Raw genomic sequence first — 17,672 nt, forward strand, 5'->3', positions numbered from 1 at the left:
CACCCCGGGATGCGCTCAGCCCCTGACACCCCGCAGGACCATCGCGACCGCCGCTTCGGTGATGGCCTCCGGATCCTCCGCGGCACCCAGCTCGATACGCCGGACGGCCGCGTCGACCACACCCTGGAGCAGCATCGCCGCCAGGCGGGGCTCACGGTGTCCCGTACCGGCCAGCGCATCGACGATCATCGCCACGAGTCCGCCGTGCGCCGCCCGGATCCTCTCGCGCGCCCCGGCGTCGAGCTCGCTCGCGGAGATGGCCACCACGGCCCGGTGCCGACGGTCCCCCACCAGCGCCAGTTGCCGCCGTACGTACGCCTCGATCTTGGCCTCGGGCCCGTCCGCCACCGCCATGGCCGCCTCGACCTCCGCCGCCCATACGGGGAAGTCGACCGCGCACAGCTCCTCGACGACGGCCGCGCGGGAGCGGAAGTACTCGTACACGGAGGACCGCGCCAGACCCGTCCGTTCGGCGAGAGCCGGGAAGGTCAGCGCCTCCGTACCGCCCTCGGACAGAAGGGACCGTGCCGCGTCCAGCAGGGCGGCTCGCTGCATCGATCGGTGCTCGGCCACGGAGGCCGCTCGAATCCTTGGCACGTCAACCACTGTACGGACCGTCCGCCCCGGACGGGAGGCGCTCCCACCACATGCCGCGGACACGTGTCCCGTCCGCCGCGAGGACCTGCACGGATCGTCTCCGCAGGGCGCGCCCACCGCGCCGCTCTCCCTGTCCACAGAGCGCGCACCGCGCCGCCCGGTTCAGCGCCCGAAGCCGGCCAGCTTGGCTCTCAGCTGCAGCACGGACTTCGTGTGGATCTGGCTCACCCGGCTCTCGGTCACTCCCAGCACATTGCCGATCTCGGCGAGGGTGAGCCCTTCGTAGTAGTACAGGGTGACGACGGTCTTCTCCCGTTCGGGCAGCGTGTTGATCGCCCGGGCCAGGAACCGTCGCAGCTCACGGTCCTCGGCGACCTCCACCGGGTTGTCCGCGGCGGTGTCCTCGAGGGTGTCCATCAGGCTCAGCCGATCGCCCCCCTCACCCCCCACATGGAGGAGCTCCTCCAGCGCCACCACGTTCGCCAGCGACAACTGGCTGAAGACGGCATGGAGATCCTCGACTCCGATCCCCATCTCCTCGGCCACCTCGGCCTCGGACGGCGTCCGCCGCAACCGGGCCTCCAGGGTCGCGTACGCCCGCTCCACGCTGCGCGCCTTCTGCCGGACCGACCGCGGGATCCAGTCCAGCGCCCGCAGCTCGTCGATCATCGCGCCCCGGATCCGCGTGATCGCGTACGTCTCGAACTTGATCTCCCGGTCGATGTCGAACTTCTCGATCGCGTCGATCAGCCCGAAGACCCCCGACGACACGAAGTCCGCCTGCTCCACATTGGCCGGCAGCCCTACGCTCACCCGCCCGGCCACGTACTTCACCAGCGGCGAGTAGTGCAGGATCAGCTGCTCCCGTAACCGCTCGTCCCCCGTCTCCTTGTACGACCGCCACAATTCGTCGAGTGTCGAGGGAGCGGGCGGGCGCACGCTGCCGCCGTCACGGGCGGCTGGGGGAATCGCCGCCCGGTCGGACCCGGAGGTGTGCTGGGGCATTCGTCGCCTTGTGCCGTTCTGCTGTGAACCGGTGCTGCCTGGGCGAGCTGTCGGTCTGATGTCGAGTTGCCTGTCTGAGTCGGAATCCTCGTGAGCGTAGCGTGACTGCGGTGTCGCAGTGTGCGAAGGGGAAGGGATCACCCGTGCGCGAACAGGCTCGGCGGGCCCCGTCACGGAGACCCGGTCGTCGCCCTGTGTGATCGCCGGAAAGGGTCAACTACGGTAATAACCAAGGCTGTCGGGGGATCGCCCGGACGGCCGAACACGGTCGGTCAACACTGGCGGCGATCTTGCCGGGCCGCGGTCACGGCCTGGCGTGTCAACTTCCAGCCGTCGTCGTGTCGTTCGACAAAACCAAGTGATCGGAGTTCGTACAGCCTCGCGACCGCGTCCTCCTCGGTCGTCTGTGCGCCGCTCGCGATATCGGGCACCGTCGCCGCGGTGCCGCCCGGCAGCGCGGCCAGCACCCGCTGGGCGGCCGGTTCGAGCAGGTCACGGGGCAGTACGGGGCCGCGCCGGTCCGGGGCGAGTTCACCGATGCCGCCCACCAGCTCCACGACGTCCGCGGCGTCCGAGACGAGCACCGCCTCCCCCCGCAGCAGTTCGTGGACGCCCGCCGAGAGCCCGCTGGTGACCGGACCGGGCACACCCATGGTGAACCTGCCGAGCCGCTGCGCCGCCCGGGCGGTGACCAGGGCGCCGCTGCGGTACGCCGCCTCGACGACCACGGTGCCCCGGGTGAGGGCCGCGATCACCCGGTTCCTCAGCAGAAACCTGCTGGGCGTCGGATGATCACCGGGCGGCAGCTCGCCCACGACCAGTCCCTGCTGCGCGATCCTGGTGATGAGCTCGGTGTGCCCGCGGGGGTAGGCCCGGTCCACTCCGCAGGCCAGCACGGCCACGGTGGCCCCGCCCGCCGCCAGGCTCCCCCGGTGGGCGGCCCCGTCCACGCCGTACGCCCCACCCGAGACGACCACCCAGCCGCGCTCCGCGAGTCCCGCCCCGAGGGCGGCCGCCGCATGCGCCCCGTACTCGGTACAGGCGCGGGCGCCCACGACCGCGACGGACTTGAGGGCCCACATCCGCAGATTGGGTGAACCGCGTACCCAGAGGCCGACGGGCCGCGCGTCCCCCAGATCGTCGAGCTGAGCGGGCCACTCGGCCGCTCCCGGGCACACGAACCGCACCCCCGCCTCCCTGGCCGAGGTCCAGTCGCGCCGGAGCTCGGCCCGGGAGGCCCGCGCCCGCATCCCGGCCCACCGCTTCCCCGTGGCTCCGGGGAGCGGTCTCCCGCCCTCGCGCAGCCGCCGGACCAGTTCCTCCGGACCCCACTCCCGCAGCCAGCGGCCCGCCACCTCGTCGCCCGGTTCGACGACCCGGGTCAGCAGGGCCCGGGCGAGTCGCTCACCGTCCGGGAGGTCGCTCCCGTGCGCGGCGCCGTCCCCGCTCATGCCGGGGCCCCGATGGCCATCGGCACACCCCGGGGCACTCCGGTGCGCAGTTGCAGGGCGAGCGCCACGTCCGTCACGTCGGGGCGGTCGTGTCCCGCGAGGTCCGCGACGGTCCAGGCCACCCGCAGCACACGGTCGAGCCCCCGGGCCGTGAGCACACCGCGCTCCAGACTCCGCTCCGCCTCGTCCATGGCGCCGCTCGCCGCATGCCAGCGGCTGCGCAGCTCCCGTCCCGGCACTTCGCTGTTCGTCCCCCAGGGGGTGCCGGCCAGTCGCAGCGCCGCCCTGTGTCTGGCCTCCTGGACCCGGCCGGCGACCGTCGCGGTGGACTCGCCCCGTGTGTCGCGCTCGGTGAGCTCGGCACGGGTGACCGGGTCGACCTCGACGCGCAGGTCCACCCGGTCCAGCAGTGGGCCGGAGAGCCGGGCCTGGTAACGGCGGACGGCCGAGGGCGGGCACTCGCACAGGGTGTCGCGCTGGGAGAAGCGGCCGCACGGGCAGGGGTTGGCCGCGAGCACCATGAGGAATCTCGCCGGGAAGCGCACGACCCCCGCGCTGCGGGCGATCACCACGTGCCCGGACTCCAGGGGCTGGCGCAGGGCGTCCAGGGCCTGGCCGGTGAATTCCGGCGCTTCGTCCAGAAAGAGCACCCCGCGGTGGGACAGGGACACGGCCCCGGGGCGGGCGGTGCCGGGGCCTCCGCCCACCAGTGCCTGCATGGTGGCCGAGTGGTGCGGGGCGCAGTAGGGGGCGACGTCGATCAGGGGTTTGCCGGCGGGAAGCAGGCCGGCCACCGAGTGCACGGCGGTGACCTCCAGGGACTCCTGCCTGCTGAGTCGCGGCAGCAGGGCGGGCAGCCGCTCGGCGAGCATCGTCTTCCCGGCGCCCGGTGGTCCTTCCAGGAACAGGTGGTGCCCGCCGGCCGCGGCGACCTCCAGCGCCGTGCGGGCCGAGGTCTGGCCGACGACGTCGGAGAGATCGTGGCCCTGGTCGTGCTGCGCTGCGCCGAGGCTGTGCATCCCCGTGGCGGACCCGCTGCCCGGCACCCGCAGGCCCGCGAGGAGCGGATCGGGGCGGCCGCGCTCGTCCGGCTCCTCCTCGGGTACGGGCTCGTCGGCGAGCAGGGCGATCAGCTGGCGCAGACTGCGGACGCCGAGCACGGACACGCCGGGGACGAGCGAGGCCTCCGCGGCGGCGCACTCCGGCACGACCACCTGTTCGTATCCCGCGTCCACCGCGGCCAGTACCGCCGGGAGAATGCCCCGCACGGGCCGGACCCGCCCGTCCAGGCCCAGCTCGCCGATCATCACGATGTCGGCGAGCACCCGGGGATCGATCCGCTCGGCCGCTCCGAGCACCGCGCAGGCCACGGCGAGGTCGAAACCGCTGCCGCCCTTCGGCACGGACGCGGGGCTGAGGCCGACGGTGAGCTTCTTCTGCGGCCAGTCGGCGCCCGAGTTCACCACGGCCGCCCGTACGCGGTCCCGGCTCTCCGTGAGGCTCTTGTCCGGCAGGCCCACGAGGGTGAACGCGGCCACGCCCGGTTCGAGGTCGGCCTGGACCTCGACCACCACGCCTTCGACACCGACCAGTGCCACGGAGCAGGTGCGTGCGAACCCCATCACGCCACCCCCCGGACGTGTTCCACCACGGGGGCACCGCGCCCGGGCAGGACGACGCCGACGAGGTCGATGCGCACCCCTCCCGGGGGCGCCCCTCCGTGTGCCTGGACCCAGCGCTCGGCGAGACCGCGCAGCCGGTGGGCCTTCGCGGGGGTGACGGCGGCCATCGGGTGCTCGAAGCGGCCGCCCCGGCGTGTCTTGACCTCGCACACGACCAGGGCGTCGCCGTCCCTGGCCACGATGTCGATCTCGCCGCTCCTGCCGCAGCGCCAGTTGCGCTCCAGGACCGTCATCCCCGCGGCCGTCAGCCGTCGGGCCGCCACATCCTCGCCGTACCTGCCGAGTGCACCTCGTGCGTTCATGTCGGCACCACCTCCGGTGCCAACCGTCACGCATCCGCCTCCGCAGAGTGGATCTTGGTGGACAACCCGGAGGCTGTGGACAACTTCGTCACCCTCCCGGGGACGGCGTCGGCCGTCAGCCGCTCGGGAGCTCCAGGTCGCTCTTGTTCAGCTCCTCGATATTCACGTCCTTGAACGTGAGCACGCGCACCTGCTTCACGAAGCGGGCAGGCCGGTACATGTCCCAGACCCAGGCATCCGCCATGGACACCTCGAAGAACACCTCGCCCTGCACCGAGTGCACCTGCATCTCGTAGTCGTTGGTGAGGTAGAAGCGCCGTTCGGTCTCGATCACGTATTTGAACAGACCGACGACATCGCGGTACTCCCGGTAGAGCTTCAGCTCCATCTCGGTCTCGTACTTCTCGAGGTCCTCGGCGCTCATGGCATGTTCCCCTTCAGCCGTGCGATCCCACCATTGTGCGCCAGTCCCGTGCGCCTCTAGACGATTTCTGTGTCGAGGATTGCGGGGCCGGCCGGGGGACCTTCGTCGAGCAGCATGCGGAGCAGCTCGGCGAGTCTCTTCGGATACACCGTCTCATGCGCCTCGGCCAGTTCTCCGCACGACCACCACCGTGCTCCGGCGACACTGCGTTTTTCCAGCTCCGTCAGGCCCAGCGCGGCCGTGGCCCGGCCCGTCCCGGTCGTGCGGGCGAGGTAGTACCACTCGTCCTGATCCCAGCGGCGGCCTGCGAACGGGAACGAGCACCTGCGCTTCCACAGCACCGGTCCGAGCTCGACATCGGTGATGCCGGTCTCCTCCGCCAGCTCACGCAGGGCGGCCTGCTCACGTGTCTCGTCGCCCTCCACACCGCCACCGGGGGTGAACCACCAGTCGTCCGAGGGATCGTCCGGCTCGTGCCCATGGAGCAGCAGAATGCGGTCCTGCGCGTCGAGGAGCACCACTCTGGCCACCTTGCGCAGTCCCCCCGCGTACCCGTCGTGCGCGCCCGGCTCGGCGGCCGGAGGACCGGAGAGCGGTGTCGGCTCAGCGGACACCGGCCAGCTCCGTCCGCGGGGCGCTGCGCCTGCGGCCCGCGCGGTCGGCGATCGCCCCGAACGCCGCGCCCGCCATGACCAGCACCGCGCCGGCCACGATCACGCCGAAGATCAGCCGCAGGGGTCCGGGCGAGGAGATCGGGCCGAGCGCCTCGAAGCCCGTCTCTCTCTCTCTCTCTCTCTCTCTCTCTCTCTCTCTCTCTCTCTCTCTCTCTCTCTCTCTCTCTCTCTCTCTCTCTCTCTCTCTCTCTCTCTCTCTCTCTCTCTCTCTCTCTCTCTCTCTCTCTCTCTCTCTCTCTCTCTCTCTCTCTCTCTCTCTCTCTCTCTCTCTCTCTCTCTCTCTCTCTCTCTCTCTCTCTCTCTCTCTCTCTCTCTCTCTCTCTCTCTCTCTCTCTCTCTCTCTCTCTCTCTCTCTCTCTCTCTCTCTCTCTCTCTCTCTCTCTCTCTCTCTCTCTCTCTCTCTCTCTCTCTCTCTCTCTCTCTCTCTCTCTCTCTCTCTCTCTCTCTCTCTCTCTCTCTCTCTCTCTCTCTCTCTCTCTCTCTCTCTCTCTCTCTCTCTCTCTCTCTCTCTCTCTCTCTCTCTCTCTCTCTCTCTCTCTCTCTCTCTCTCTCTCTCTCTCTCTCTTTTTTTTTTTTTTTTTTTTTTTTTTTTTTTTTTTTTTTTTTTTTTTTTTTTTTTTTTTTTTTTTTTTTTTTTTTTTTTTTTTTTTTTTTTTTTTTTTTTTTTTTTTTTTTTTTTTTTTTTTTTTTTTTTTTTTTTTTTTTTTTTTTTTTTTTTTTTTTTTTTTTTTTTTTTTTTTTTTTTTTTTTTTTTTTTTTTTTTTTTTTTTTTTTTTTTTTTTTTTTTTTTTTTTTTTTTTTTTTTTTTTTTTTTTTTTTTTTTTTTTTTTTTTTTTTTTTTTTTTTTTTTTTTTTTTTTTTTTTTTTTTTTTTTTCTCTCTCTCTCTCTCTCTCTCTCTCTCTCTCTCTCTCTCTCTCTCTCTCTCTCTCTCTCTCTCTCTCTCTCTCTCTCTCTCTCTCTCTCTCTCTCTCTCTCTCTCTCTCTCTCTCTCTCTCTCTCTCTCTCTCTCTCTCTCTCTCTCTCTCTCTCTCTCTCTCTCTCTCTCTCTCTCTCTCTCTCTCTCTCTCTCTCTCTCTCTCTCTCTCTCTCTCTCTCTCTCTCTCTCTCTCTCTCTCTCTCTCTCTCTCTCTCTCTCTCTCTCTCTCTCTCTCTCTCTCTCTCTCTCTCTCTCTCTCTCTCTCTCTCTCTCTCTCTCTCTCTCTCTCTCTCTCTCTCTCTCTCTCTCTCTCTCTCTCTCTCTCTCTCTCTCTCTCTCTCTCTCTCTCTCTCTCTCTCTCTCTCTCTCTCTCTCTCTCTCTCTCTCTCTCTCTCTCTCTCTCTCTCTCTCTCTCTCTCTCTCTCTCTCTCTCTCTCTCTCTCTCTCTCTCTCTCTCTCTCTCTCTCTCTCTCTCTCTCTCTCTCTCTCTCTCTCTCTCTCTCTCTCTCTCTCTCTCTCTCTCTCTCTCTCTCTCTCTCTCTCTCTCTCTCTCTCTCTCTCTCTCTCTCTCTCTCTCTCTCTCTCTCTCTCTCTCTCTCTCTCTCTCTCTCTCTCTCTCTCTCTCTCTCTCTCTCTCTCTCTCTCTCTCTCTCTCTCTCTCTCTCTCTCTCTCTCTCTCTCTCTCTCTCTCTCTCTCTCTCTCTCTCTCTCTCTCTCTCTCTCTCTCTCTCTCTCTCTCTCTCTCTCTCTCTCTCTCTCTCTCTCTCTCTCTCTCTCTCTCTCTCTCTCTCTCTCTCTCTCTCTCTCTCTCTCTCTCTCTCTCTCTCTCTCTCTCTCTCTCTCTCTCTCTCTCTCTCTCTCTCTCTCTCTCTCTCTCTCTCTCTCTCTCTCTCTCTCTCTCTCTCTCTCTCTCTCTCTCTCTCTCTCTCTCTCTCTCTCTCTCTCTCTCTCTCTCTCTCTCTCTCTCTCTCTCTCTCTCTCTCTCTCTCTCTCTCTCTCTCGGGCGCTCCAGCATGCCGTTCATCGGCCACACCACCGAGTCCACACGGGCGTCCACCGCACTGCGGGGCACCGTGCCGCTGAAGGCCTCCGTGAGGTGCGCCGTGGAGTCCAGGGAACCGCTGCGCTCGTCGCCGAGGAGGAACAGCCGCCCCTTGGGGACGGTGATGGTCGGGATCGTCTTCAGCTCGGCGGGCCGGCCCTTGCCGAGGTACGACTCCTGGATCCGCTTGCCGTTGACGGTCAGTCTGCCCTCGGTGCAGCAGGCGATGGTGTCGCCGCCGACCGCCACGACCCGCTTGACGATGGGCATGTTGCCCCAGCTCTTCTGCTTGAAGACGACGACGTCGCCCCGTGTGATGTCGGCGCTGTCGACGCGCTGGGCCAGGACCCGGTCGCCTGCCTTGATGGTGGGAGTCATGGAGTCGGTCGGCACGGTGTAGGGGCGGTAGACGAACGCTCCCCACACGAACCCGCCCAGGAAGAGCACACAGCCGAGGGCCACGGCCAGTCCCGACAGGGTCCTGCCGAGGCGCCCGCGGCCCTCTTCCGTACGACCAGTCCTGCTCATCCCAGTGCTCCCCAGGTCGGAGACTCGCTTCCGTGGCCCGCGCACGGCCCACGGAAGATCGGCGATCTGGGACGGCACACTACCGGTCGGTACCTCCACCGGTAACCCTCGGGTTTCCGGCGGTAAGGCGTGCGGCGACACGCCGCCTGCGCCACAGCACCAGCGGCGCCGCGCCGGTCAGGCCGAGCGCTGCCGGAGCCGTCACGCTCAGGCCCTGGTCGAAGGTGTCCGGGATCGGCAGCGTGTTCCAGCGGGTGGGCGGCCAGGCGATCACGATGGCGCGGCCGACGACGTTCCCGACGGGCACGAAGCCCTGGTACCGGTCCTGCTGGTGGTAACGGGAGTCCAGCGAGTTCTGCCGGTGGTCACCCATGACCCAGATTTTGCCCGCCGGAACCGTGACCTTGAACTGACCACCCTGGTCGTCGACGCTGCACGGGGTGTTCCCGGGGTAGACGTAGGGCTCGTTCAGCGCCTTGCCGTTGACCATCAGCGGGCCGGTGCCCCGGCACTCGATGGTGTCGCCCGCGACGCCGACCACCCGCTTGATGAGGTCCTTCTCCTCCGCCGACGGCATGAGGCCGATCCAGCTCAGGGCCGTCTGCAGGGCGTTCGGCGTGGCGATGGGCTCGCCCGCCAGCCAGTTGTCCGGATCGTGGAAGACGACCACCTCGCCGCGCGAGGGCTCGGAGCCGAACCACGGGGTCAGCTTGTCCACCAGCACACGGTCGCCCTGCTGGAGGGTGTTCTGCATCGAGTCCGAGGGGATCGAGAACGCCTGCACCAGGAACGTCTTGATCAGCAGCGCGAGGACCAGCGCGATACCGATGAGGAGCGGGAGTTCCTTCCAGAAGGAACGCTGCTTCTGCGGCTGGGGGTTCTGACCGTCGCCCTGTGTACCGCCGCCGGGGGAGCTACCCCCCGAGCCGCCGTCGTGGTCCACGGCCGGGGCAGCCGTCTCGTCGGGTCGCTCTTCGGGACCTTCGTGTCCGGATCGTGCGCCGACCGCCAAATCCCCCACGTCCACTCCTCACTCCGTATCGCCGCCGGCGCCCCAGTCGACGCAGGCCCGCCACTCCCATAACGAGCGGGAGTTCCGCAGGGCTCGGGAGCGGGATCAATCCGTATCGATCCGCAGAGGCCACCCTATGCGACGGACCGAGTGCGGTGGCCGATCCGCCCGGCACCGACGCGTAAGTGTCCGGGTCCTTCAGACGTGTCCAGTGCCCGATGGGCCAGGCGATGACCACGGCGCGGCCGACGACGGATTTCTCGGAGACAGTACCGCCGAACGCCTCGGTGCGGTGGTAGCGCGAATCCGCCGAGTTGGCGCGGTGGTCGCCCATGACCCACAGCCGGCCGGGGGGAACGGTCACCGAGAACGCGAAGTCCGAAGGTTTGTTCCCCGGGTGAATGTATGGCTCATTCAGTGGAGTCCCGTTGACGATGACACGTCCTTGGGTGTCGCAGCACTTGACGGTGTCTCCACCGACGGCGACCACCCGCTTGATGAGGTCCTTGTCGTTGTCGGAGGGCAGCAGGCCGATCCAGGTGAGCCCTTCCTTGGCCTGCTTGATACCGACGGGATCGTTCGTCTTGGTCGTCTTCTCCCCGGCCAGCCAGTCGCCCGGGTCCCTGAAGACGACGACGTCCCCGCGCTGCGGCTTGGAGCCGAACCACGGGGTCAGCTTGTCGACGAGGACTCGGTCGCCGACCTGGATCGTGTTCTCCATGGAGCCCGACGGGATCACGAAGGCCTGCACGAGGAACGTCTTCAGGACGAGTGCTATGAGGACGGCGACGCCGGCCAGGAGGGGTATCTCCTTGACCGCGGAGCGCCTCCGTTTGCGCTTGACCTTGCGCTGGAGCCTGCGCCGCTCGGCGCGGCTGCGCCCGGTGGGGCCGGCAGACCCTCCGGCGCGCCGCGCGCCGGTGGGCAGGAGGTTCTGGGTGACGGTGTCGATCGGCACCCCGCGCGGCTTGCCCCGGTTACCCATGGGCACCGTCCGTGACGGGTACGCGCGCATAAACGCGGGGACGTGTGATGTGCCTGAGATCCGCGGAGGGCCAGAGCACCCAGTCGGCCCGGCCGATCACCGCGCCGAGCGGGATCATCCCGCCGCCCGGCGAACCCAGGTGGTCGCGGGAGTCGCTGGAGTCGCTGCGGTGGTCGCCGAGCACGAACAGCGTGCCGTCGGGCACGACGACGTCGAAGGCGACGTCGGACGGGCTGTTGCCGGGGTACAGAAACGACGACTCGTCGACCGGCCGGCCGTTCACCTCGAGTCTCCCCTCCCTGTCGCAGCAGACCACATGGTCTCCCCCCACGCCTACTACCCGCTTGACGTAGTCGGCGTTCCCGAAGTAGCCGGAGCCGTCGAACACGACGATGTCTCCCCGCTGCGGCTTCGATCCGAAACGGTACGCCAACTTATTTACGAGCACGCGGTCCCCAACCCTCAATCCGCGCTCCATGGAACCGCTGGGGATTTCGAAGGGCTGCATCACGAACGTGCTGAGTGCGAGGAGAAACAGCAGGCAGATCATCACGGTCAGGGTGATCCGTCCGCCGGGCACCCGGTCGACCGCCCCGGACACCAACGCGAAGCGCGACCGCCCCGCCGGACCCGGTGTGTCCGAGATCTCCTCGGACTCTGCGGGATCGCGGGAGCGGTCGCGCTCCATGTGCTGTGCTTCGGTGTCCATCGGGGCCAGATGCTATCCGGCCCCCCTGTGCACCCCCGGAGGCGCTCAGTTCTCGCGCTTCTCCTTGATCTTCGCCGCCTTGCCGCGCAGGTCGCGCAGGTAGTACAGCTTGGCGCGGCGCACGTCACCCTTGGTGACGAGCTCGATCTTCTCCACGATCGGGGTGTGCACCGGGAAGGTGCGCTCGACGCCGACGGAGAAGGAGACCTTGCGGACCGTGAAGGTCTCGCGCACGCCGGCGCCCTGGCGACGGATCACCACGCCCTTGAACTGCTGCACACGGGAGCGATTGCCCTCGATGACGCGGACGTGGACGTTGACGGTGTCACCCGGGCGGAAGGCCGGGATGTCGCTGCGCAGCGACGCGACGTCGACGGAGTCGAGCAGGTGAGACATTTCGTCTGCTTTCTTCACCGATGCCACAGGTCATCGGCGGGAGATCGTTTTCGATAAGAAGCGCCGACCGCGTCGGGGCGGACGTCGTGTCCCCCCGTGGCAGGGGCGCGCGCCGGAAGCGGACAACAGCCGCCTATTCTTCCATGCCCTCCGGCCTGCGCCAAAATCGGCCGTACGGTGCGCCGTCGGGGTCCGGTGCCCAGCCGAGGATGGAGAGCATCTCGCGGTCCTTCTTGTCGAAGGCCGCCGGGTCGCAGCGCTCGATCAGGTCGGGCCGGTTGGCCGTCGTGCGCTTCAGCGCCTCGTCCCGGCGCCAGCGGGCGATCCTGCCGTGGTGGCCGCTGAGCAGCACCTCGGGGATGTCCCGGCCGCGCCAGAGCGGCGGCTTGGTGTAGACGGGCCCCTCCAGGAGGTTCGCCATCGCGCCCGGCGCGAAGGAGTCGTCCCGGTGCGATTCGGCGTTGCCCAGCACCCCGGGCAGCAACCGGGCCACCGCCTCGGTGATGACGAGGACGGCCGCCTCGCCGCCGGCGAGGACGTAGTCCCCGATGGACACCTCGTAGACCGGTATCCGGGTCGCGTACTCGTCGACGACGCGGCGGTCGATGCCCTCGTAGCGGGCGGGGGTGAAGATCAGCCAGGGGCGCTCGGAGAGTTCGAGGGCGAGTTCCTGGGTGAAGGGACGGCCGCTGGGCGTGGGCACGAGGAGAGCGGGCGCCGCGGCGCCGGTCTCGTAGCCGTCGGCCAGGATCTCGTCCAGCGCCGCGCCCCAGGGATCGGTCTTCATGACCATGCCGGGGCCGCCGCCGTACGGGGTGTCGTCGACCGTGTTGTGGCGGTCGTACGTCCACGACCGCAGATCGTGCACATGGACGTTCAGCTGTCCACGCGCGCGGGCCTTGCCGACGAGGGAGACGTTCAGCGGTTCCAGGTACTCGGGGAAGATGGTGACGACGTCGAGCCGCATCACGCCTCTTCCTCCGGCTCGCGGGACGACGCGATCTCGGCACGGTCGTCGATCAGGCCCGGCGGCGGGTCGATGACCGCCCGCTGCTCCTCGAGGTCGATCTCGGTGACGATCTCCTCGACGAACGGGATCAGCGCCTCGGTACCGTCCGGGCGCTCCACCACGAACAGGTCCTGGTGGGGAAGATGCGAGATCTCGGTGATCCGGCCCACCTCCATGCCGTCGACGGTCACCACGTCCAGGTCCATGAGCTGGTGGTCGTAGTACTCGTCCTCGCCCTCGGGAAGCTCGTCCGGGTCGACCTCGGCGATCAGGAGGGTGTTGCGCAGCGCCTCGGCGCCGGTGCGGTCCCGGACACCGTCGAAGCGCAGGAGCAGCCGTCCGCTGTGCACCCGGCCCGTCGCGATGGTGAGCGGGCCCACGGCCGCGGGTTCGGTCGCCAGCACGGCGCCCGGGGCGAGCCTGAGTTCGGGCTCGTCCGTACGTACCTCCACGGTGACCTCGCCCTTGATGCCGTGGGCGCGGCCGATCCGTGCGACTACCAGCTGCACTTGTGAAGATCTCCTGTCGTAACGACCGCGGGCCGGGGACGGCCCAGTGGCCCTCCCCGGCCCGAGCCGGTTGCGATAAGCGTCAGCGGACGTGATCCACGTCGACGAGGTCGACACGGACACCACGGCCGCCGATGGCGCCCACGACGGTACGCAGAGCGCGCGCGGTACGGCCGTTGCGGCCGATCACCTTGCCGAGGTCGTCGGGGTGCACCCGGACCTCGAGCACACGTCCACGGCGCAGGTCGCGCGAGGCCACCTGCACATCGTCAGGGTTGTCGACGATGCCCTTCACGAGGTGCTCGAGAGCCTCCTCGAGCATGCTCAGGCCTCGGTCGACTCAGACGAAGACGACTCGGCCGCGGCCTCGTCCTTCTTCTCAGCCTTCTTCTTCTGGGTGATCGCCTCACCCTTGCCCTCGTCGTCACCGGCGAGCGACTCGAAGGACGGACGCGCGGCCTTGGGCGCGGCCACCAGCAGCGGAGCCGGGGCGGGCTCGCCCTTGAACTTCTGCCAGTCGCCGGTCTTCTTCAGAATGGCGAGCACGGGCTCGGTCGGCTGGGCGCCGACGCCGAGCCAGTACGCCACGCGGTCGGTGTCCACCTCGATGACCGACGGGTTGTAGGTCGGGTGGTACTTGCCGATCTCCTCGATCGCACGGCCGTCACGGCGGGTGCGGGAGTCGGCGACGACGATGCGGTAGTGAGGCGAACGGATCTTGCCCAGACGCTTCAGCTTGATCTTGACTGCCACGGGAGCGGGTTCTCCTGGTTTGACGTGGTTGGGCACGGCGGGTCGGCCGCGTGGGGTTGCGGTACCCGAGTGCCCGACGGACGCGTCAGCCGGAGGAGAGAGGGGTCCTGTGCGGCTGTCGAGTACAGCTTGCCATTCTGCCACACCCTGACGGAGGCTTTGCCCGCCAGGGGTGCGCCCGGACACGCCGACGGGGCATCCGGCGCCGGGCGATGGCCCCGGCGCTCACGGATGCCCGTCCACCGGGTCGGCCCCGGTGTACGTATGCACGGTGTGTGGGGGGGCGACTCACCGAGTACGGCTGCCACGAGCAGCCGTCGTCTCAGCCCGCCGCCGCACCCACCGGCTCCGGGATGCGGAACGGCTTTCCGCATCCGCCGCACACGATCGGCGCCTGGGCCAGCACCGACGGAACCACACGGACGTTGCGGCCGCAGTCGCAGACCGCCTTGACGCGGACGCCGCCTCCGGAGGAGCCGTGGCGGGCGGCCGGGCCCCGGAACGTGCGGGACGTGTCCGCGGCGGTCGCCGCCGAGTGCGCCTTCAGCGCCCGCTGCAGCCGCTCCATCGTCGGCCGGTAGCGCCGCTTGGCCTCGGGGTTGAGCGTGACGAGCGAGAAACCGCTGCTCGGGTGCGGCTCTTCGGGATGGTCCAGGCCCAGCTCCTCGGCGATCGCGAGGAATCTGCGGTTGTGGTAGCGGCCTGCACGGGAGGTGTCGCGTACGCCGCGGGCGGCGGCGATGCCGTGGACTGCCTCATGGAGCAGTCGCTCGAAGGAGAGTTCGTGCCCACAGGCGGACGACGACTCTCCGATCAGGGACTCGGGCGCGGCAAGATCGGGCAGCTCGGGGTGGTACCGCTGAATGTCGGCCCACGCCTGCGCCAGCTCTGCGGCGAGAACAGGTGGTGTCGTGCTCACGTAATGACAACGAGCCGGAGTGCCCCGGTGTTCCTATTCCGGGGCATCCCAAATAATTTGCACGTACCCGTCAGTTTGCCGCTGATGCGTCCGGAGGAGGGCGGGTGCGATGATCTGCGGAGAAGTCTCACAGCTCGTACCAAGCCGGTGCGTAGTGACCTCTACGCACCGGCGCGTAGGTGAACCGCGCACATCGGTGCACCTGTGGTCTGCCGATGTGCAAGAGGCGTTTCGGCCTCTTCTCGCCTTACCTCAATAAGCGCGCGCGACGACCGCGACGTTACCCGGTGTGTCGTCCGCGTCGGGAACCGCCCCGTCCTCGGTGACCAGACAGCGTACGGTCACGGCGTGCTCGGCCAGCTTGGCCTCGCCGTCCTCGCCGAGCACGGACCACGGGATGCGGGCCCAGCCGCCGGCGACCGCCGCCTCGACGGCCTCGTCGATCGTCGACACCTCCGCCGTACGGGACAGGCGGCGCTCGCGCGACTGCTTCAGGAGCAGGGCCTGGTCCTCCTCGAGGATCCCGGGAACCAGAGCCGGGAGCGCCTCGAGCGCCACCGGCTCCTTGCCCCCGGGGATGCGGCGGGCCAGCATCGCGGTGCCCTTCTCCAGGTCGCGGGGGCCCACCTCGATGCGTACGGGCACGCCCTTGAGCTCCCAGTCGACGGCTCGGCGGCCGAAGGGGGTGTCGGTGCGGTCGTCCACGTGGACGCGGACACCGGCCGCCCTGAGCCGGTCGCCGATCTCGTGGACCTTGGCCAGAACCGCCTCGTCGTCCTTGATCGCGAGGACGACGGCCTGGATCTGCGCCAGCCGCGGCGGAACCCGGAGTCCGTCGTCGTCGCCGTGCGTCATCACCAGGGCGCCGATCATGCGGGTGGTGGAGCCCCAGGAGGTCTGCCACACGTATTCCTGCGAGGCGTCCTTCGAGAGGTAGCGGGTGTTGAACGCCTTGGCGAAGTTCTGGCCCAGTTCGTGGCTGGTGACCATCTGGAGGGCCTTGCCGTCGCCCATCATGCTCTCCAGCGTCAGGGTGTTGACGGCGCCGGCGAAGCGTTCCTTGACCGTCTTGCGCCCGGACACGAAGTCCACCGCGAGGACGTTCTCGAGGAAGTCGCCGTAGACGTGCCGCTGGATGTGCGCGGCGAAGTCGCGCGCCTCCTCATAGGTGGCGTGCGCGGTGTGGCCCTCCTGCCACAGGAATTCGGAGGTGCGCAGGAAGAGACGGGGCCTCAGCTCCCAACGCACCACGTTCGCCCACTGGTTGATCAGCAGGGGCAGGTCGCGGTAGCTCTGGATCCACTTGGAGAAGTACTCGTTGACGATGGTCTCGGAGGTGGGCCGGACCACTGCCGGCTCTTCGAGGTCCTTGCCCCCGGCGTGCGTGACGACCGCGAGTTCGGGCGCGAAGCCCTCGACGTGGTCGGCCTCCCGGGTGAGGTACGACTGCGGGATCAGCAGCGGGAAGTACGCGTTCTGGGTGCCGGTCTCCTTGATGCGGGCGTCCATCTCGGCCTGCATCCGCTCCCACAGCCCGTACCCGTACGGTCGGATGACCATGGTGCCGCGCACCGGCCCGTTGTCGGCCAGTTCGGCCTTGTTGATCAGGTCCTGGTACCAGCGCGGGAAGTCGTCCGCCCGGGGTGTGAGAACGGGTGCCTTAGCCATGGCGCGATGGTACGGGGACAGCTCCTTGCACCGTGAATCATTTGTCACCCGGGGGTGGGCGGGGGCGCGCGGACGGCTCACATGGAGTGCGTCGCAACCCCTGGACGCCACGACGGGCGCGGAGTTACCTGGCATGCGGGGGGTTTCCGGGTGGAACGCACGTCACGGGGGCCAGGGAATCGAGCACAGCGACAACTCTCGGCTGATTGGGGCGCTTTCGATGACACCGACGCTCGCGCGACATCACCTCCCCCACGCGGGGGCGACGCCCCGCGTGGACCGGCGTGAACGCGCGCGTGACTGGGTCGAGATCCAGGAGCGGATGCTCGTGCCGCTCTACGAGGCCGTCTACGAGCGGCTCGAGGTGAACTCCGGGACCCGGCTGCTCGGGCTCGGATGCGGTGCGGGGCTCGCCCTGCTGATGGCCGCCTCCCGGGGCGCCTCGGTCACGGGTGTCGACCGCGGGGCGGACGAACGGCTGGCCGTCGCCCGCGACCGGCTGGAGCCGGGTCCGTGGGGCGCGCGGACGCGAGGGGACGTGCGGATCGTCGACGGGTCCGTCAGCGAGGCGGCGACCGCACCGGGAGCGCCGGCGTACAACCTCGTGACCGCCTTCGATCCGGTCGCAGGCGCCGCCGAGACCAAGATGGACCTCGAGGAGCAGCTCACGGCGGCCGCACCGCTCGCCGAGCACGGTGCGTTCGTGGTGCTCGCCGGCTGGGGCCCGCCCGAGCGGTGCAGTGCCTCGTCCGTGCTTCGGATCGCCGCGAAACTGGCCGACCCCCAGGCGGACGGCGGCCGTTGGCGCCCGGCCCGGCGCGACGACCTGGAGGAGACGGCGCAGCGCTGCGGACTGCGGCCGGACGGGTCGGGGCGGGTCGCGTGCCCCTTCGGGTACGCCGACCCGGGCAGCGCGGTACGCGGGATGCTGTCGACGGGGCTCTTCGACGCGGCGATCGGCGCCACGGAACAGGCACAGGTCGACAAGGAGCTGACGGAGGCACTGCACCCGTACCTGCGGCCGGACGGGACGGTGTGGATGCCGAACGTGTTCCGGTACCTGGTCACGCGCGTCCCGTAGGGCGGCGAT

Annotated in this window: 18 protein-coding genes and 1 pseudogene; 1 reads left to right on the top strand and 18 read right to left on the bottom strand. The window is 67.6% G+C overall.

All coding sequences use genetic code 11. The features are described from left to right. Nucleotides 1-15 precede the first annotated feature (15 nt). The 18 genes and pseudogenes from ACSHXN_RS13040 to proS all read right to left on the bottom strand — a co-directional run bounded on the left by ACSHXN_RS13040 (nt 16) and on the right by proS (nt 16,582). The gene (locus ACSHXN_RS13040) at nt 16-573 is read right to left on the bottom strand and encodes a TetR/AcrR family transcriptional regulator (protein ID WP_355131904.1); all 558 of its coding nucleotides are present in this window, start codon (nt 571-573) and stop codon (nt 16-18) included. A 186-nt stretch (nt 574-759) separates the two neighbouring features. Continuing rightward, nucleotides 760-1,602, bottom strand: a complete 843-nt coding sequence (whiG, locus tag ACSHXN_RS13045; RefSeq protein ID WP_220292158.1) for an RNA polymerase sigma factor WhiG — start codon at nt 1,600-1,602, stop codon at nt 760-762. A 272-nt stretch (nt 1,603-1,874) separates the two neighbouring features. Further along, nucleotides 1,875-3,053 (bottom strand): DNA-processing protein DprA, encoded by a 1,179-nt coding sequence (gene dprA, locus ACSHXN_RS13050; RefSeq protein ID WP_356111007.1) that lies wholly within the window; start codon nt 3,051-3,053, stop codon nt 1,875-1,877. Continuing rightward, nucleotides 3,050-4,675, bottom strand: coding sequence for a YifB family Mg chelatase-like AAA ATPase (locus tag ACSHXN_RS13055; protein WP_438303149.1), 1,626 nt, complete (start codon nt 4,673-4,675; stop codon nt 3,050-3,052). Before ACSHXN_RS13055 ends, dprA begins: the two co-directional genes overlap by 4 nt. Continuing rightward, nucleotides 4,675-5,067 carry a YraN family protein gene (locus ACSHXN_RS13060; RefSeq protein ID WP_355131845.1) on the bottom strand — a complete coding sequence of 131 codons (393 nt, stop codon included), beginning with the start codon at nt 5,065-5,067 and terminating at the stop codon, nt 4,675-4,677. Before ACSHXN_RS13060 ends, ACSHXN_RS13055 begins: the two co-directional genes overlap by 1 nt. Nucleotides 5,068-5,152: 85 nt before the next feature. Continuing rightward, nucleotides 5,153-5,461, bottom strand: coding sequence for a DUF2469 domain-containing protein (locus ACSHXN_RS13065; RefSeq protein WP_003993268.1), 309 nt, complete (start codon nt 5,459-5,461; stop codon nt 5,153-5,155). Nucleotides 5,462-5,517: 56 nt separating this feature from the next. Then, the gene (locus ACSHXN_RS13070; protein WP_383358335.1) at nt 5,518-6,075 is read right to left on the bottom strand and encodes an NUDIX hydrolase; all 558 of its coding nucleotides are present in this window, start codon (nt 6,073-6,075) and stop codon (nt 5,518-5,520) included. A gap of 1,977 nt (nt 6,076-8,052) precedes the next feature. Then, a pseudogene (gene lepB, locus ACSHXN_RS13075) lies at nt 8,053-8,622 on the bottom strand (signal peptidase I); the annotation flags it as partial. A 79-nt stretch (nt 8,623-8,701) separates the two neighbouring features. Beyond that, nucleotides 8,702-9,643 carry a signal peptidase I gene (lepB, locus tag ACSHXN_RS13080; protein ID WP_355131843.1) on the bottom strand — a complete coding sequence of 314 codons (942 nt, stop codon included), beginning with the start codon at nt 9,641-9,643 and terminating at the stop codon, nt 8,702-8,704. Beyond that, the gene (gene lepB, locus ACSHXN_RS13085; protein ID WP_438303152.1) at nt 9,537-10,619 is read right to left on the bottom strand and encodes a signal peptidase I; all 1,083 of its coding nucleotides are present in this window, start codon (nt 10,617-10,619) and stop codon (nt 9,537-9,539) included. Before lepB (ACSHXN_RS13085) ends, lepB (ACSHXN_RS13080) begins: the two co-directional genes overlap by 107 nt. Beyond that, entirely contained in the window at nt 10,612-11,328 is a 717-nt protein-coding gene (gene lepB, locus ACSHXN_RS13090; protein WP_355131841.1) for a signal peptidase I, read from the bottom strand. Before lepB (ACSHXN_RS13090) ends, lepB (ACSHXN_RS13085) begins: the two co-directional genes overlap by 8 nt. A 45-nt stretch (nt 11,329-11,373) precedes the next feature. Next, nucleotides 11,374-11,724 (bottom strand): 50S ribosomal protein L19, encoded by a 351-nt coding sequence (gene rplS, locus ACSHXN_RS13095; protein WP_059129077.1) that lies wholly within the window; start codon nt 11,722-11,724, stop codon nt 11,374-11,376. Nucleotides 11,725-11,857: 133 nt separating this feature from the next. Then, nucleotides 11,858-12,691, bottom strand: a complete 834-nt coding sequence (gene trmD / locus ACSHXN_RS13100) for a tRNA (guanosine(37)-N1)-methyltransferase TrmD (RefSeq protein ID WP_355131902.1) — start codon at nt 12,689-12,691, stop codon at nt 11,858-11,860. Then, complete coding sequence (rimM, locus tag ACSHXN_RS13105; RefSeq protein ID WP_355131840.1) at nt 12,691-13,242, bottom strand: ribosome maturation factor RimM; 552 nt, start codon at nt 13,240-13,242, stop codon at nt 12,691-12,693. Before rimM ends, trmD begins: the two co-directional genes overlap by 1 nt. An 82-nt stretch (nt 13,243-13,324) precedes the next feature. After that, entirely contained in the window at nt 13,325-13,564 is a 240-nt protein-coding gene (locus ACSHXN_RS13110; protein WP_005479813.1) for an RNA-binding protein, read from the bottom strand. A gap of 2 nt (nt 13,565-13,566) precedes the next feature. Then, complete coding sequence (rpsP, locus tag ACSHXN_RS13115; protein ID WP_355131839.1) at nt 13,567-13,995, bottom strand: 30S ribosomal protein S16; 429 nt, start codon at nt 13,993-13,995, stop codon at nt 13,567-13,569. 322 nt (nt 13,996-14,317) lie between these two features. Next, nucleotides 14,318-14,914 carry a hypothetical protein gene (locus tag ACSHXN_RS13120; protein WP_355131838.1) on the bottom strand — a complete coding sequence of 199 codons (597 nt, stop codon included), beginning with the start codon at nt 14,912-14,914 and terminating at the stop codon, nt 14,318-14,320. A 252-nt stretch (nt 14,915-15,166) separates the two neighbouring features. After that, nucleotides 15,167-16,582, bottom strand: a complete 1,416-nt coding sequence (gene proS, locus ACSHXN_RS13125) for a proline--tRNA ligase (protein ID WP_355131837.1) — start codon at nt 16,580-16,582, stop codon at nt 15,167-15,169. A gap of 220 nt (nt 16,583-16,802) precedes the next feature. Between proS and ACSHXN_RS13130 the strand changes: the two genes are divergently transcribed. Next, nucleotides 16,803-17,663 (top strand): SAM-dependent methyltransferase, encoded by an 861-nt coding sequence (locus ACSHXN_RS13130; RefSeq protein WP_438303155.1) that lies wholly within the window; start codon nt 16,803-16,805, stop codon nt 17,661-17,663. Nucleotides 17,664-17,672: the final 9 nt, after the last annotated feature.

The organism is Streptomyces sp. HUAS TT11 (genome assembly GCF_051553595.1).
Taxonomy (GTDB): domain Bacteria; phylum Actinomycetota; class Actinomycetes; order Streptomycetales; family Streptomycetaceae; genus Streptomyces.